Annotated in this window: 17 protein-coding genes and 4 tRNA genes; 4 read left to right on the top strand and 17 right to left on the bottom strand. The window is 72.3% G+C overall.

Features of this window, described 5'->3' with window-relative positions:
• Positions 1 to 17: 17 nt before the first annotated feature.
• The 15 genes from CHB94_RS03325 to CHB94_RS03395 form a co-directional block, all read right to left on the bottom strand.
• Positions 18 to 770 (bottom strand): YebC/PmpR family DNA-binding transcriptional regulator, encoded by a 753-nt coding sequence (locus CHB94_RS03325; protein ID WP_089335183.1) that lies wholly within the window; start codon positions 768 to 770, stop codon positions 18 to 20.
• Between the two features lie 100 nt (positions 771 to 870).
• Complete coding sequence (pdxT, locus tag CHB94_RS03330) at positions 871 to 1,521, bottom strand: pyridoxal 5'-phosphate synthase glutaminase subunit PdxT (RefSeq protein WP_217899151.1); 651 nt, start codon at positions 1,519 to 1,521, stop codon at positions 871 to 873.
• Positions 1,518 to 2,420, bottom strand: coding sequence for a pyridoxal 5'-phosphate synthase lyase subunit PdxS (gene pdxS, locus CHB94_RS03335; RefSeq protein WP_089335185.1), 903 nt, complete (start codon positions 2,418 to 2,420; stop codon positions 1,518 to 1,520). The genes pdxT and pdxS overlap by 4 nt, the downstream gene beginning before the upstream one ends.
• A gap of 37 nt (positions 2,421 to 2,457) precedes the next feature.
• Positions 2,458 to 3,006: a LemA family protein gene (locus tag CHB94_RS03340; protein ID WP_089335409.1), complete on the bottom strand. Its 549-nt coding sequence runs from the start codon at positions 3,004 to 3,006 to the stop codon at positions 2,458 to 2,460.
• Between the two features lie 14 nt (positions 3,007 to 3,020).
• The gene (locus CHB94_RS03345) at positions 3,021 to 4,229 is read right to left on the bottom strand and encodes a glycosyltransferase family 4 protein (RefSeq protein ID WP_089335186.1); all 1,209 of its coding nucleotides are present in this window, start codon (positions 4,227 to 4,229) and stop codon (positions 3,021 to 3,023) included.
• A complete protein-coding gene (locus CHB94_RS03350) occupies positions 4,229 to 5,164 on the bottom strand; it encodes a phosphatidylinositol mannoside acyltransferase (protein WP_089335187.1) in 936 nt (311 codons plus the stop codon). Before CHB94_RS03350 ends, CHB94_RS03345 begins: the two co-directional genes overlap by 1 nt.
• A complete protein-coding gene (gene pgsA, locus CHB94_RS03355) occupies positions 5,161 to 5,799 on the bottom strand; it encodes a phosphatidylinositol phosphate synthase (protein WP_089335188.1) in 639 nt (212 codons plus the stop codon). The genes CHB94_RS03350 and pgsA overlap by 4 nt, the downstream gene beginning before the upstream one ends.
• Positions 5,800 to 6,372 (bottom strand): HIT family protein, encoded by a 573-nt coding sequence (locus tag CHB94_RS03360; RefSeq protein ID WP_254920371.1) that lies wholly within the window; start codon positions 6,370 to 6,372, stop codon positions 5,800 to 5,802.
• 14 nt (positions 6,373 to 6,386) lie between these two features.
• A complete protein-coding gene (gene thrS, locus CHB94_RS03365; RefSeq protein WP_089335189.1) occupies positions 6,387 to 8,414 on the bottom strand; it encodes a threonine--tRNA ligase in 2,028 nt (675 codons plus the stop codon).
• Between the two features lie 167 nt (positions 8,415 to 8,581).
• Positions 8,582 to 9,133, bottom strand: a complete 552-nt coding sequence (locus CHB94_RS03370) for an MOSC N-terminal beta barrel domain-containing protein (RefSeq protein WP_089335190.1) — start codon at positions 9,131 to 9,133, stop codon at positions 8,582 to 8,584.
• 10 nt (positions 9,134 to 9,143) lie between these two features.
• The gene (locus CHB94_RS03375) at positions 9,144 to 9,542 is read right to left on the bottom strand and encodes an HNH endonuclease (protein ID WP_176445391.1); all 399 of its coding nucleotides are present in this window, start codon (positions 9,540 to 9,542) and stop codon (positions 9,144 to 9,146) included.
• A 143-nt stretch (positions 9,543 to 9,685) separates the two neighbouring features.
• Positions 9,686 to 9,757, bottom strand: a tRNA-Val gene (locus CHB94_RS03380).
• A 56-nt stretch (positions 9,758 to 9,813) separates the two neighbouring features.
• A complete protein-coding gene (locus tag CHB94_RS03385; RefSeq protein ID WP_254920372.1) occupies positions 9,814 to 10,278 on the bottom strand; it encodes a TIGR02611 family protein in 465 nt (154 codons plus the stop codon).
• 26 nt (positions 10,279 to 10,304) lie between these two features.
• A complete protein-coding gene (locus CHB94_RS03390; protein ID WP_089335192.1) occupies positions 10,305 to 11,090 on the bottom strand; it encodes an anti-sigma factor in 786 nt (261 codons plus the stop codon).
• Positions 11,087 to 11,734: a sigma-70 family RNA polymerase sigma factor gene (locus CHB94_RS03395; RefSeq protein WP_254920373.1), complete on the bottom strand. Its 648-nt coding sequence runs from the start codon at positions 11,732 to 11,734 to the stop codon at positions 11,087 to 11,089. The genes CHB94_RS03390 and CHB94_RS03395 overlap by 4 nt, the downstream gene beginning before the upstream one ends.
• A gap of 193 nt (positions 11,735 to 11,927) precedes the next feature.
• On the opposite strand from CHB94_RS03395, the gene CHB94_RS03400 reads away from it, so the two are divergent.
• The 4 genes from CHB94_RS03400 to CHB94_RS03415 all read left to right on the top strand — a co-directional run bounded on the left by CHB94_RS03400 (position 11,928) and on the right by CHB94_RS03415 (position 12,799).
• Positions 11,928 to 12,395: an SsgA family sporulation/cell division regulator gene (locus CHB94_RS03400; RefSeq protein WP_176445392.1), complete on the top strand. Its 468-nt coding sequence runs from the start codon at positions 11,928 to 11,930 to the stop codon at positions 12,393 to 12,395.
• Positions 12,396 to 12,490: 95 nt separating this feature from the next.
• A tRNA-Gly gene (locus CHB94_RS03405) sits at positions 12,491 to 12,562 on the top strand.
• 41 nt (positions 12,563 to 12,603) lie between these two features.
• Positions 12,604 to 12,674: transfer RNA gene (locus CHB94_RS03410), tRNA-Cys, on the top strand.
• A 53-nt stretch (positions 12,675 to 12,727) separates the two neighbouring features.
• Positions 12,728 to 12,799 (top strand) — tRNA-Val (locus CHB94_RS03415).
• Positions 12,800 to 12,815: 16 nt separating this feature from the next.
• Here the strand turns inward: CHB94_RS03415 and CHB94_RS03420 are convergent.
• On the bottom strand, positions 12,816 to 13,961 hold the full coding sequence (locus CHB94_RS03420; protein WP_089335194.1) for a tyrosine-type recombinase/integrase: 1,146 nt from the start codon (positions 13,959 to 13,961) through the stop codon (positions 12,816 to 12,818).
• Positions 13,962 to 14,041: 80 nt separating this feature from the next.
• Complete coding sequence (locus CHB94_RS24940; protein WP_176445393.1) at positions 14,042 to 14,218, bottom strand: hypothetical protein; 177 nt, start codon at positions 14,216 to 14,218, stop codon at positions 14,042 to 14,044.
• Positions 14,219 to 14,325: the final 107 nt, after the last annotated feature.

The raw sequence follows: 14,325 nt of genomic DNA on the forward strand, positions 1-14,325 counted from the left end.
CGATGCTCACGGCACCGTCAGCCAACCTTCTCCAGCACCTCGTCGGACACGTCGTAGTTCGCGTACACGTTCTGGACGTCGTCGCAGTCCTCCAGCGCGTCGATCAGCCGGAAGACCTTGCCCGCGGCATCCTCGTCGAGCTGGACCGTCACGCTGGGGACGAACCCGGCCTCGGCCGAGTCGTAGTCGATGCCGGCGTCCTGCAACGCGGTGCGGACGGCGACGAGATCGCCGGGCTCGCTGACCACCTCCAGGGTGTCGCCGAGGTCGCGCACCTCCTCCGCCCCGGCCTCGAGCACGGCGGTGAGCACGGCGTCCTCGTCCACGGTGTCGGTCTTCGGGACCACGACGACGCCCTTGCGGGAGAAGAGGTAGGAGACCGAACCGGGATCGGCCATCGACCCGCCGTTGCGGGACATGGCGGTGCGGACCTCCATGGCCGACCGGTTCTTGTTGTCGGTCAGGCACTCGATGAGGACCGCCACACCCCCGGCGGCGTAGCCCTCGTAGGAGATCGACTGGTAGTCGACACCCCCGGCCTCGAGGCCGGCGCCGCGCTTGACCGCCCGGTCGATGTTGTCGTTGGGCACCGAGCTCTTCTTCGCCTTCTGGATGGCGTCGAACAGCGTCGGGTTGCCCGCCGGGTCACCGCCGCCGGTGCGGGCGGCCACCTCGATGTTCTTGATCAGCTTGGCGAAGAGCTTGCCCCGCTTGGCGTCGATCCCAGCCTTCTTGTGCTTGGTCGTCGCCCACTTGGAATGGCCGCTCACGAGACCTCCTCGCTGTCCCCCGCAAGCGGGAGGTGCCCCCAGCGGGGCGGCCGCGTTCGCGGCCCCGCTGCTGTGCTCACCGTTGAGCTCGCAAGCTCGCTCACGAGTCGTGTCCTTTCTCGTCGTCGGCGTCGGCGCCGGCCCTCTCGGCCAGGTGGCGGCGGACGATGTCGACGAACAGCGCGTGCACCCGGCGGTCCCCGGTCAGTTCGGGGTGGAAGCTCGTGGCCACCAGGTTCCCCTGGCGGACCGCGACGATCCTATCGTCGGCCGCTCCCCCCACGACCCGTCCGAGGACCTCGACGCCCTCGCCGGCCTTCTCCACCCACGGCGCACGGATGAACACTGCACGCAGGGGTCCCCCGTCGAGTCCGAGGTCGACCTCGGACTCGAAGGAGTCCACCTGCCGGCCGAAGGCGTTGCGGCGGACCGTGACGTCGAGACCCCCGACCGTCTCCTGGTCCGGAGGCGCATCGAGGATGCGGTCGGCCAGCAGGATCATCCCGGCGCAGGACCCGTAGGCAGGCAGACCGGCTTGCACCGCGGCACGCAACGGCTCCAGCAGACCGAAACGGGCGGCCAGCTTGACGATCGTGGTCGACTCCCCGCCGGGGAGCACGAGCCCGTCGACGGCGGCCAGCTCCTCGGGACGGCGCACCGGGACCGCGCGGGCACCCTGCTCGGTCAGCGCACCCAGGTGCTCCCGGACGTCGCCCTGCAGCGCGAGCACCCCGATGACGGGCGTGCTCACCACCCGCGCGTGGAGTAGCGCTCGCTCTCCGGGAGCGTGGCGACGTTGATCCCGACCATCGGCTCCCCCAGACCGCGCGAGACCTTGGCGATCACGCCGGGGTCGTCGTGGAAGGTGGTGGCCTGGACGATCGCCGCGGCGCGCTGGGCGGGGTCACCGGACTTGAAGATGCCCGAGCCGACGAAGACGCCCTCGGCGCCCAGCTGCATCATCATCGCGGCGTCGGCGGGGGTGGCGATGCCACCGGCGGTGAAGAGCACGACCGGCAGCTTGCCCTCACGAGCGACCAGGGCTACCAACTCGATCGGTGCGCGCAGTTCCTTGGCCGCCACGAACAGCTCGGTCTCGTCCAGGGTGCCCAAAGCCTTGATCCCCGCCCGGATCGACCGCATGTGACGGGTGGCCTCGACCACGTTGCCGGTGCCGGCCTCGCCCTTGGAGCGGATCATCGCGGCGCCCTCGGAGATGCGGCGCAGCGCCTCGCCGAGGTCGGTCGCGCCGCAGACGAAAGGCACGGTGAACTCGCTCTTGGCGATGTGGTGCGCCTCGTCGGCCGGGGTGAGGACCTCCGACTCGTCGATGTAGTCGACCCCGAGCGCCTGCAGGACCTGCGCTTCCACGAAGTGACCGATGCGGGCCTTGGCCATGACCGGGATCGAGACGGCGCCGATGATGCCCTCGATCATGTCGGGGTCGCTCATGCGGGCGATGCCGCCCTGCGCGCGGATGTCGGCGGGCACTCGCTCCAGGGCCATGACGGCGACGGCGCCGGCGTCCTCGGCGATCTTGGCCTGCTCGGGGGTGACGACGTCCATGATGACGCCGCCCTTGAGCTGCTCGGCCATCCCGCGCTTGACGCGCTCGGTGCCGGTGCCGGTGGAGGCGGTTTGCGCTGTCACGGGATTGCCTCACGGATCGACGGAAGATCAGGAGCCCTCATCGTACGGCCGATCGGTGACCGGCCCGCCCGGCACCTGCCACCTGCTCCAGGCGGTCGTCGATGTCGAAGTAGCGCGGCAGCGGCCGGCGCGCGTGCAGGCGGAGCAGCCGGGGCAGGCGCTGCCGGCGCAGCGCCCGGGTGTCACGGACCGCGTCGTTGTAGAAGCGGCGAGCCAGACCCACCCGGGTGGTCGTGCCCGCCAGATCGGTCTGGAGCGCCACCGGGACCCCGGACAGGTCGGAAGGCAGGTCGCGCAGCTCCCGGCCGAGCGCGTTCTCGGCCACCTCCCGGTCGCCGTCGGCCGGGGCGCGAGCCGCGGCCGCCACTGCGGCGAGCGCGCCGGCGCGCTGGTCGCCCAGCGCCCCCGGGTAGTGGCGTGCCAGCTCCTCGGCCAGCCCGGCGCGCCGCTGCAGCTGGGTGTCCAGCACCGTCCAGGCGCGGGCCACCCGCGCCTCCAGGCGGCTGAGCCGGACCAGGGTCCAGGCCACCCAGGCGAGCAGCAGCAGGAGCACGGCTCCGGCCAGCAGCATCCACGCGTCGGGCATCACGGGGCGTCAGGCTAGCGGGGTGCCCACCGCCGTGGTGACGTTCGCGCCTGCCTGCGTGCCGGCGGCACCGCCGGGAAGTCGTCGTCCTCCCCCGCCGTGACCACGGTGCCGTCCGGCGGCACGACCGTCTCGTAGACGGCGAGGATCCGGCGCGCGAGCACTGCCCAGTCGTAGGCCGCCGCCGCACGCGGCCCCCCCTCCGAGAGCTCGGCCCGGCGGTCGGGATCGGCGAGCAGGGCGCAGAGCGCCCGACCGAGGGCGCCCGGGTCCCCGCGCCGGACCAGCACGCCGGCCGCGCCGTCCTCCAGCACTCTGGCGAAGGCGTCCAGGTCGCTGGCCACGATCGGCGCACCGGCGGCGAGGGCCTCGATGAGGACGACGCCGAAGGACTCGCCGAGCAGGTTCGGCGCGCAGTAGACGTCGACCGACCGCAGGAACGCGGCCTTGTCGGGTTCGGAGAGCTCGCCGAGCAGGGTGACGTGCGGGCGCAGGTCGTCGCCGACCAGCTCACGGAGGTCCGCGGCGTCGCCGCGCCCGGCGATCAGCAGGCGTGCCCCGGGGTGCTGGCGGACCACCGTGCGCATGGCCTCCAGCAGCACCGGCAGGCCCTTGCGCGGCTCGTCGTAGCGCCCGAGGAAACCTATGGTGGGGCCGTCGCGGCCACGGGCGAAGCCGGGCAGGGACGGTCCGTGCGTGAACGCCTCGACGTGCACGCCGTTGGGGATGATGACCGCGTCGCCGTCGAGGTGCTCGACCTGTACCCGCCGGGCGAAGTCGGAGACCGCGATCCGGCCGCTGATCCGCTCCAGCCAGGGCCGGGCCATCGGCCCCACGGCGGCCAGCCACTTCGACCGCGTGGTGGCGGCGTGGAAGGTCGCCACGATCGGGCCCTTGGCGATCATGCAGACCAGCAGGGACACCGACGGCGAGGCCGGCTCGTGCACGTGGACGACGTCGAAGTTCCCCTCGCGCAGCCAGCGCCGAACCCGCGCGGCGGAGACCGGCCCGAACTGCATGCTGGCCATCGAGCCGTTGTACGGGACCGGCACCGTCCGGCCGGCGAAGGTCGCGTCAGGCGGAAGGGACTCCTCCCGCACGGCGGGGGTCAGGATCTCCACGTGGTGACCCATGCCGCGCAGGGTCTCGGCCAGGTCGCGGACGTGGTACTGGACCCCGCCGGGCACGTCCCACTGGTACGGGCAGACCAGACCGATCCGCATCAGGCCTCCCCGGCAGCGGTACCGCGCGGCGGATCGGGTGGCACGTCCGGCCAGATGCGACCCAGCATGTGCCAGTCCTCCGGCCGGTCGGCGATCGAGGGGGCGAACGCGTCGGCGACGGACTGCATGGCGCCGGCCACCCGGTCCTTCAACCGGCCGGGGCCGTCGACCGGGACCTCCGGGGACAACACCACCCGCCACCCCCGCTCGGTGAACTGGCAGACAGCCGGGACGAGCGCGGCTCCGGTCTGCGCCGCCAGCAGCGCTGCCCCACCGGGCAGCGTCGCGCTGCGGCCGAGGAACTGGACCGGCACTCCCCCGCTGCCGAGGTTGCGGTCGACCAGCAGGCAGGTCACCCCGCCGGCCCTCAGCCAGTCCCGGAGCACCTCGGTGCTCGGCCGGGGCCCGCCGGTGAGCGGGACCACCCGGAAGCCCAGCGACTCCCGGTAGGCCAGGAACCGCTCGTAGAGCGACTCGGGCCTCAACCGCTCGGCGACGGTCATGAACGGCCCGTCCAGCCAGTCGATGAACCACACGCCGGCCGCGTCCCAGTTGCCGCTGTGCGGCAGCGCCATGACCAGTGGCCTGCCCCCGGCGCGCGCCTTCTCGAGGTGCTCCAGACCCACCATCTCCGTGCCCGCGACGATCCGCTCGCTGCTCAGCGTCGGCAGCCGGAAGGCCTCCTGCCAGTAGCGGGCGTAGGACTGCACGGCCCGGGTGGTGAGCGCGGCGAGTTCGGGTTCGCTCAGCCGGCCGCCGGTGGCCACGCGCAGGTTGGCCCGCAGCTGCCGGATACCCGTGCCGTCCCGGCCGGCCGCCCAGCGTCCGGCACGGTCGAAGGCGCCCCTGGCCGCCGGCTCCGGCAGCAGCCGGACCGCGTGCCAGCCGGCCGCGAAGCCGGCGTCGGTCAGCCGCGCGGCGAGCGTTCCACTCACGGTGCCGGCGGGGACGGCGGCACGGGCAGGGGGCGGCCGGAGGCGGCGCGACGGACGGCGACGAAGCGTTGCCCCACCGTGATCGCACTGCCGACGAGGAGCGCCCACAGCGCCACGTGCACCGCGTACGGAATGCCCAGGCCGGTGAAGCCGGTGCCCACCAGGACCAGGATCAGCCGCTCGGTGCGCTCGACGATGCCGACGTCACAGGAGAGCCCGACGCCTTCGGCACGAGCCTTGATGTAGGAGGTGAGCACCCCGAGCACGAGGCAGACGAGCGCGAGGAGGACCAGGAGCCGGTTGTCCCCCTGACCGGAGAACCACCAGACCAGTGCGCCGAAGATGGCGGCGTCGGCGGCCCGGTCGCCGGTGGAGTCCAGCACCGCGCCGAACACCGACCCGCCGCCACGGGCACGGGCCAGCGCCCCGTCGAGCATGTCCAGCAGGACGAAGACGGTGACGGCGAAGGCTCCCCAGAAGAGCCGACCGTTCCCGATCAGGAAGACCGCGGACGCGACCGCGCCGAGCGTGCCGGTGATCGTCACCATGTCCGGGGTGACCCCGGCACGGGCCAGGCGGGCGACGACGGGTGCCCAGAAGCGGGCGACCGCCGGGCGCACGTTGCTGCCGAGCACTCAGGCCTCCCGGTCGTCGGCGGCCTCGGGCCATGCCTCCGCGAGCAGCTTCCGCGTCTCGCGCAGCACCTGCGGCAGCACGCGGGTGAGGCCGATGACGGGCATGAAGTTGGTGTCGCCGCCCCAGCGCGGCACGGCGTGCTGGTGCAGGTGATCGGCGATGCCGGCACCGGCGACCGACCCCTGGTTCATCCCGATGTTGAACCCGTGCGCCCCGCTGACCGCCCGCACCGTCCGCATCGCGGCCTGCGTGAACGCCCCCAGCTCGGCGACCTCCGCAGGCGTGAGGTCGGTGTAGTCCGGCACGTGCCGGTACGGGACCAGCATGAGGTGCCCGGCGTTGTACGGGTAGAGGTTGAGGACGGCGAAGACCGTCGTCCCCCGGGCGACGATCAAGCCCTGCTCGTCGCTCATCGTCGGGATGACGCAGAACGGGCAGTCGTGGGCGCCGGTGGGCTTGCCCTCCCCGCGGATGTAGGCCATCCGGTAGGGCGTCCACAGATGCTCGAAGACCGTCGCGGGGCCGCCGTCGTCGGAAGGGACGGCGACTCGGTACGTCGTCTCGTCACCCACCCATCCGTCCTCGCTCATCCGGCTGTCAGCGGGGTCTCGGCGGTCGGGTCGGCGTTGTGCCGCGCGGTCACCCACGCGACGACCTGCTCGACGGCCTCGTCCACGGGGACACCGTTGCGCTGGGAGCCGTCGCGGTAGCGGAAGGAGACCGCCCCGGCCTCGGCGTCGGTGGCGCCGGCGAGGAGGACGAACGGGATCTTCTGCTTGCTCGCGGTCCGGATCTTCTTCTGCATCCGGTCGTCCGAGTCGTCGATCTCGACGCGGATCCCACGGGCCCGCAGCTTCAGCGCGACGTCGGTCAGGTAGGGCACCTGCTCGTCGGTGATCGGGATGCCGACCACCTGCACCGGCGCCAGCCAGGCCGGGAACGCACCGGCGTAGTGCTCGGTGAGCACGCCGAAGAAGCGTTCGATCGAGCCGAACTTCGCCGAGTGGATCATCACCGGCTGCTCGCGGCCACCGTCGGCAGAGGTGTACTCCAGCCCGAAGCGGGCCGGCTGGTTGAAGTCGTACTGGATGGTCGACATCTGCCAGGTGCGGCCGATGGCGTCCCGCGCCTGCACGGAGATCTTCGGGCCGTAGTAGGCCGCGCCACCGGGATCGGGCACCAGCTCCAGCCCGGTCTCGCGGGCCGCCTCCTCGAGCACGGCCGTCGCGACCGCCCACTCCTCGTCGGATCCGATGAACTTGTCGGAGTCGTCGCGCGTGGACAGCTCGAGGTAGTAGTCGTCGAGGCCGAAGTCGCGCAGCAGGCCGAGCACGAACGAGAGCAGATGGCGGATCTCGCCGGGCGCCTGTTCCGGCGTGACGTAGCTGTGCGAGTCGTCCTGGGTCAGCCCGCGCACCCGGGTGAGGCCGTGGACGACGCCGGACTTCTCGTACCGGTAGACCGAGCCGAACTCGAAGAAGCGCAGCGGCAGCTCGCGGTAGGACCGCCCGCGCGACCGGAAGATCAGGTTGTGCATCGGGCAGTTCATGGCCTTGAGGTAGTACTTCGAGTTGTCCAGTTCCATCGCCGGGAACATGGTGTCCTCGTAGTACGGCAGGTGCCCGGAGGTCTCGAACAGGCCGCCCTTGCTGATGTGCGGGGTGCCGACGTACTCGAAGCCCTCCTCCAGGTGCCGGCGGCGGACGTAGTCCTCCATCTCCCGCTTGAGGACGCCGCCCTTGGGGTGGAAGACCGCGAGCCCGGACCCGATCTCGTCGGGGAAGCTGAACAGGTCGAGCTCGGCTCCCAGCCGCCGGTGGTCGCGCCGCTCCGCCTCGGCCAGGTGCTCCAGGTAGGCCTTGTGCGCCTCCTTGCTCTCCCACGCCGTGCCGTAGATGCGCTGCAGCTGCGGGTTCTTCTCGCTGCCCCGCCAGTAGGCGGCGGCGCTCCGGGTGAGGCTGAACGCGGGGATGGTGCTGGTGCGCGGCAGGTGCGGGCCCCGGCACAGGTCGGTCCAGACCCGTTCACCGGTGCGCGGGTCGAGGTTGTCGTACATGGTCAGCTGGGCGCCGCCCACCTCGACCGACGCGCCCTCCGCGTCGTCGGCCGCACCTCCCTTGAGACCGATCAGCTCGAGCTTGTACGGCTCGTGCGCCAGTTCGGCCTTCGCGTCCGCGTCGCTGATCTCGCGGCGGGCGAAGTACTGCCCGGCCCGGACGATCTCCTGCATCTTCTTCTCGAGGGCGGTGAGGTCCTCCGGGGTGAAGGGCCGCTCCGGGTCGAAGTCGTAGTAGAAGCCGTTCTCGACCGGCGGTCCGATCCCCAGCCGGGTGCCCGGGAAGAGCTCCTGAACGGCCTGGGCGAGGACGTGCGCAGCCGAGTGCCGGATGACCGCCCGCCCGTCGCCGCTGGCGGCGGCGACCGGCTCCACCTCGGCGTCGGCCTCGGGGGACCAGGCGAGGTCCTTGAGGTCGCCGGTGGCGACGTCGCGGACGACGACGGCGCCATCGGGGCCCTTGAGCGGGATCCCGGCGTCCTTGAGCGCCTGCTGCGCCGTCGTCCCGGCCGGCACCCGGATCGGGGCGACGGCGGTTGGCGAGGGCGGGGTCGACACGTGGAGCTCCTGGAGGGATCGAAGGACGGAGGCGGCGGGAGGCAACTTGAGCCTAGTGCGCGCCCTCGGTCGGCTCGGGACGACAGTCGGGCCCGCTGCGACGGCACCCCGCCGGTCGAGCACCTCGACGACGTCAGCCCGGGACCGGGTGGGCGGCACGACCCAGGTCAGACCAGCAGCACGGGATCCCCGGTGCGCACCGCACCCGGGGCGACGACGTCGGCATAGACGCCCAGGCAGTGCTTCGGCGTGCGGGTGACCCGCAGGAGGACCTCGCCCACACGCAGGTCACGGCCGACCCACGCCCGTTCGTCCCCGTCCAGCGTGAGCAGGAGGTTGGCCCGCGGGTCCTCGGCCGAGCAGCCCTCCGGCAGCTCACCCGCCGCGGCTCGCTCGACGGCCTGGCGCGAGACCAGGTGCACGGGGGCCACGTCCGGGCGCGCTCCCGACGTCGGCTGCAGCCGAACCGGGCGCCCCAGGACGGCGGCGAGCCGGCCGGCGTCGGCCGTGGGGTCACCGGACGGCGCGACGTCGCGCATCGCCGGCGCCTCCTTGGGCCGGATCACGGAGCCGTCCTCACCGGTCACGGTCCACGCGCGGTCCCCCGCCAGCCCGCCCGGCGACACCTCCGCATCCGTCAGCTCCCTCCCGGCGAGCGAACGCACGGGATAGATCCAGATCCGCTCGACCCGGCCGACGGCGTGTTCCTGCGGCTGCATGCTGCCGACGCTAGGCCAGCTGCTCATCCGCTCGCTCCGCCGCTGGCCGCCGACGCATCCGGCGCAGTTGGGCGTCCAGGTAGGGGCGCGCGCGTCGCTGTCCGCCCTCGCGTGCGATCGCGTCCACCAGATGCGCCAGTGCCCGCGCCAGCCTCGGCTCGTCCGGTTCCCAGCCGCGGCGCAGGCACTCCTCGAGCCACTCCACGGGACCACGGTGCCCGCGTTCGCAGTTGCAGCGGCGGCACGCCGCGACCTCGTTCTCCGGCCAGGACGGCCCGCCCTTCACCCGCGGGACGACGTGCTCGGTGGTCGGCGGGACGAGGGACGTGAAGGCGCGCCCGCACCAGATGCAGGTGGCACCGTCGCGCTCGACGGCGGCCCGGAGGCGCGCGGTGCGGTCCATGGCCATCAGGGACCATCGTCCTCCGGCCGCCGGTGTGGCGCACGGGTCCGATGACCGGCCTGCTGCGCTCGGGGCACAGTCCGCAGGGGCCGCACACGACGAAGGGCCAGGCCGACCCATGTCTGGGTCGACCTGGCCCTCCGTGCCAGTGGGCGATACTGGGTTCGAACCAGTGACCTCTTCGGTGTGAACGAAGCGCTCTACCACTGAGCCAATCGCCCGGTGCAGCCGTCGACGGAGACCGTCGGTGCCCTGCGCTGACGATTGTGCCAGAAGGTCACCGCCAGAGCGGCACCCACCCCGGTACCCAGTCCGGCACCCCCATCACGTGCAGGGTGACCACGAGGACGCCGTAGACGAACGCGGCCGTGGCCGCCCCGATCAGCAGCCGCACCCACATCCGCTGGGCGGTGACCCAGTCGGTCCAGCGCTTCACCTGCTTCTTGGTGTACTCCAGCAGCCGCTCGGCCCAGGTGAACTCGGTGGCCAGGACGAAGAGGCCGGCGATCACCGTGAGCCATCCGGGACCGGGCAACGGGATCGTGGTGAGCCCGACGGCCACGATCAGCCCGCCGACGATGCCCACAGCCACCCGGTAGCCGTGGTCGAGGGGACGGCGGGCCGCCAGGCGCCGTCGCCAGCGCGCCCGGGCCACCCGCTCGCGGAGGCTGTGCACCTCGTCGGCGTCGTAACGGGCCCGTCGCTCCGACCAGGTCTCCCGCCGCGCTCGTTCCGCCGGCACGGGGCGCGACGCGGTCTCCTGTTCGCTCAGCTGGTCACCTGCCCGATCGCGACGACCTCCGTCGGTTCCGAAGGAGGCTCCTGACCGGGCTCGATGCTGATTCCGTACTGCGCGAAGTCATCGAGACCGGTCAGCCCGGAGCCTACGGCCAGCAGGCTCATCTGTGACCGATCCACGTCGAAGGTGCCCAAGGCTTCCGGTTCGTCTCCACCGAGTCCCCACACCACGTACGTCGTGCTCCCGGCGTCGTTGACCTCGAGCCCGTGGGTGATCACCTGCACCACGTCGTCCCGGGCCACCACCGTGGCGACCGGCCGGCCGTCGCGGGCCAGCGGTGCGATCGTCGCCCGGCCCGGCGTCAGCAGCAGGTCCATCACCTCGCGCTGCTCGGCGACCGTCGCCTGCAGCTCCCGGCGGTCCTCAGTGAGGACGACGGTCCAGATCCCGAGCCCGGCGACCGCCGCGACCACGGCGGCGACCAGCGCGGCCGCGAGCGCCCGGCGGGGCCGTCGCCCACGTCGCGGCAGCGGCATGGGAGGAGTCGCCGCCGGCACCGGTGGAGCGACGGGACGGTGCACCTGCTCGGTGCCGGCGACAGCGTCGCGCACGCGCGAACCCAAGGCGTCGGACGGCGCGACCTGCGGCAGATCCGCCGCCATCGCCCCCATCACCTCGGTGGTCTCCGCGACCGTCTGCGCACACCGCACGCAGCCGCCCAGGTGACGGGCGAAGACCGCCTCGTCCTCCGGTTCGAGCGCGTGCAACGCCCAGCCGACGGCGAGCTCGTCGAAGGCTGCGTGGTCCTCGGTCATGCTCGCGAATCCTCGGCCGTGACGGCGTCCCCGAGCGCGCCACCGCCCTGGGAGCCGCCGAGCTCCTGCTTCAGCCGCCGCATGCCCGCGAGCATGCGGGTCTTGACCGTGCCGAGGGGTGTCCCGGTGAGCGCAGCCACCTCCCGCTGGGTGTAGCCCCCGTAGTAGGCGAGGGTCAGTGCCTCCCGCTGGGCGTCCGAGAGCACGCCCAGCGCGGTCCGCACCTGGTCGGCGACCACCCGCGACCAGGCCTCCTCCTCGACGTGGCGCGTCGCCATCGGCGCGTCGAGCGCCATCTCGTCCTCCGCCTGCGCTTGCCGACGGCGCCGGGACTCCTCCCGGCGGACGGCGTCCACCGCCTTGTGGTGCACGACGGCCAGCAGCCATGAGGCCACACTGCCGCGGCCCGGGTCGAAAGCGGCCGGGTGGCGCCACACGCTCAGGAACACCTCCTGGATGACGTCCTCGGCCAGGGCGTCGTCGGCCAGGATGCGACGGGCCAGTGCGAAGGCCGGCCGGTGGAACCGCGCGTAGAGGTCGTCGACCGCGCTGCGGTCCCCCGCCCGGATGCGGTGCATCACCTCGGCGTCCGCGGAGCCGTCGTCCCCGGAGCCGTCGTCGGGACGCCGCACCGGGGAGGTCACGGCTCTGATGATCACACGGATCATTCGTTCACTCCCGTCCCACCGGTTCACTCCCGCCACGCGCGACGGTTCGCCCAGACCCCTTGCGGGCATGTCAGGGGGCGACAAGACCCCGCCCCATGGGACGGGTGTGACGGATGTGAAGGAAGTGCAATGCCACGTCACTTCGAGAACCGACGGTCGTTGATCTGACATGCGCAGCGGTTGGACTCCCGGGCACTCCTCCCCCATCACGCTTCAGCTGGTCGGTCCGCAGGCGTGGACCGAGGTACCGGCGTTGCTCTGCTACGACGCGGCCGACCCGTTCGCCGTCCGGATCGCTTTCGGTGACGTCGGCGACGAGAACGGCGTGGTCGAGCCCGACGAGGGTGGCATCGCCTGGCTGCTCAGCCGTGAGCTGCTGCAGGCAGGACTGGAGGCCCCGGCCGGCGAGGGTGACGTCCGGCTGTGGCCGGCGCACGCGGCGACCGACGTGCTGTTCCTCCACCTGCGCGCGCCCTCCGGCGAGGCGCTGTTCGAGCTGTCGCGGGCGACCGTGGCGGCCTTCCTCCGGCAGAGCGAGGCCCTGGTGCCCTCGGGCTCGGAGAGTCAGCTGCTCGACCTCGACGACGAGCTGCACGTCCTCCTGTCCAACGGTGGGGCGGACCCGACGGGGCGCTGACCTGCGCGTTCGGTCCCGCACCTCCACACGGCGGGGAGTGCGGGGACCCCCTGGTTGGAGGGCTCAGGGGCGTCGGTTAGAGTTCTCCACGCAACGCGGACGTGGCTCAGTGGTAGAGCATCACCTTGCCAAGGTGAGGGTCGCGGGTTCGAATCCCGTCGTCCGCTCGGAACCTCGGGCGCTGGTCGAGAGACTGGCGCCCGCGTGCGGTGGAGTGGCCGAGAGGCGAGGCAACGGCCTGCAAAGCCGTCTACACGGGTTCAAATCCCGTCTCCACCTCGTCTCCTCGCGGAGCCCGAGCGCGGAGGAGGGTCCGGTCGCACGACCGGGAAGGGCGATTGGCGCAGCGGTAGCGCGCTTCCCTGACACGGAAGAGGTCACTGGTTCGATCCCAGTATCGCCCACGCAAGAAAGTGCAGGTCAGAGCCCCCGTCCCGCCGGACGGGGGCTCTCCTCGTTTTCGCCGTGCGCCACCCGTGCGCCAGCAGCCCAGACCGCGCGCACGTCGTCATCCCGGTTCGGGTCGAGGTGGGCGTAGGTCGACACCATCCGCGTCGACGAGTGCCCCAGCAGCCGCGCCACCCGGTAGTCCGGCAGGCCCGCCTGGATCCACCACGACGCCGCGGTGTGCCGCATCGTGTACGGGTCCTCGTAGTCCACGCCGGCCAGCTCGAGCGCCGGCCGCCACACCCGGTTGCGGAAGTTCGCCTCGTTCACCCGCAGCCCGGTCGGCGACAGAAACACCGGCCCGGACGGCCGGTCGGCGACCAGCGACCACAGCAGCCGCCCAACCTCGTCCGGGAAGGGCACCCACCGGTTCGAGGAGTCCGTCTTCGGATACCGCTTCATCCCGTGCCGGGTCAGCACCTGCCGCACGTGCACCTGCTGCCGGCCGAAGTCCAGGTGGCGCACGTCCAGGCCGGCGAGCTCCCCTGGGCAGCGCAGCCCGGAGAAGCAGCCGAGCGCCACGTACGCCTGCCACGAGTGGGCCAGCGGGTCGGGCACCTCGGTCTTGCCCCGCCGCAGCGTCCGGCCGCCGAGAGCCAGCTGGATGCGGTCATACTCGTCGCGAGTGAACCAGCGCGCCTCCGGCTTGACCACCTTGGGCAGGTCGATCTCCTGGCACGGCGACGCCGTCAGCAGCCCCTCGAGGACGGCGTCATGCAGCATCGCCGACAGCAGCCGGTAGGCGCCGCCGACGGTGTCCGCCCCGGCGCCGGCCTTGGTCATGTCGTTGACCCAGGTCTGGACGTCCAGGCGGCCGATCGAGGCCAGCGGCCACGTCTTCCACCGCGGCAGCACGTGGGTGCGCATGTGGGAGGCGTTCTTCGCCGCGGTGTTGGCCTCGACGTTGCGGGCCTCCGTCCAGCGGGCCTCCCACTCCCCCACGGTGGTCTTGCGCCCCGTCTCGGTCTCGGTGACCCCGCGACGGAACTGCGCCTCCAGGTCGTCGGCCCACGCCTTGACGACGCGTTTCAGCAGGTCGGTGCGGGTGACCTTGTGCCCGGCCGGGTGCCGGACGGTGGCCTGGTACTTGCCCGAGGGCAGCCTGCGGATATACGCCACGAGAGACCTCCGCGCGTGCGTTGTCGATGCCGTCGGCGGAGGTTAGCGGGTGTCGAGAGCGACAGCCGACTCCGGGCGTCCTACGCCACTGGGAGAAGCAGGCCGCCCAGCTCGCGGCCCGCTTCGGCTTGCAGGTCGGCGAGGGCCTGGGCGCGCTCCGCCGGCGACAGAGAGCGCAGCACGGTGACCAGGTTGAGGTGCTGATGCCAGTCCGCCCGCCGGCCGTGCGGCAGGTAGTCCACTTCGACAAGCTTCACGGCCATCGGTTCCCCAGTCCCCCAGCGTCACCCCCATCAGGGTGACTCTCAGCTGGGAACGTAGACACACTGGGTGACAGATTTCCAGCGGGAAGCTGACCCGGAAT

Source organism: Blastococcus mobilis, assembly GCF_900188025.1.
Taxonomy (GTDB): Bacteria; Actinomycetota; Actinomycetes; order Mycobacteriales; family Geodermatophilaceae; genus Blastococcus_B; species Blastococcus_B mobilis.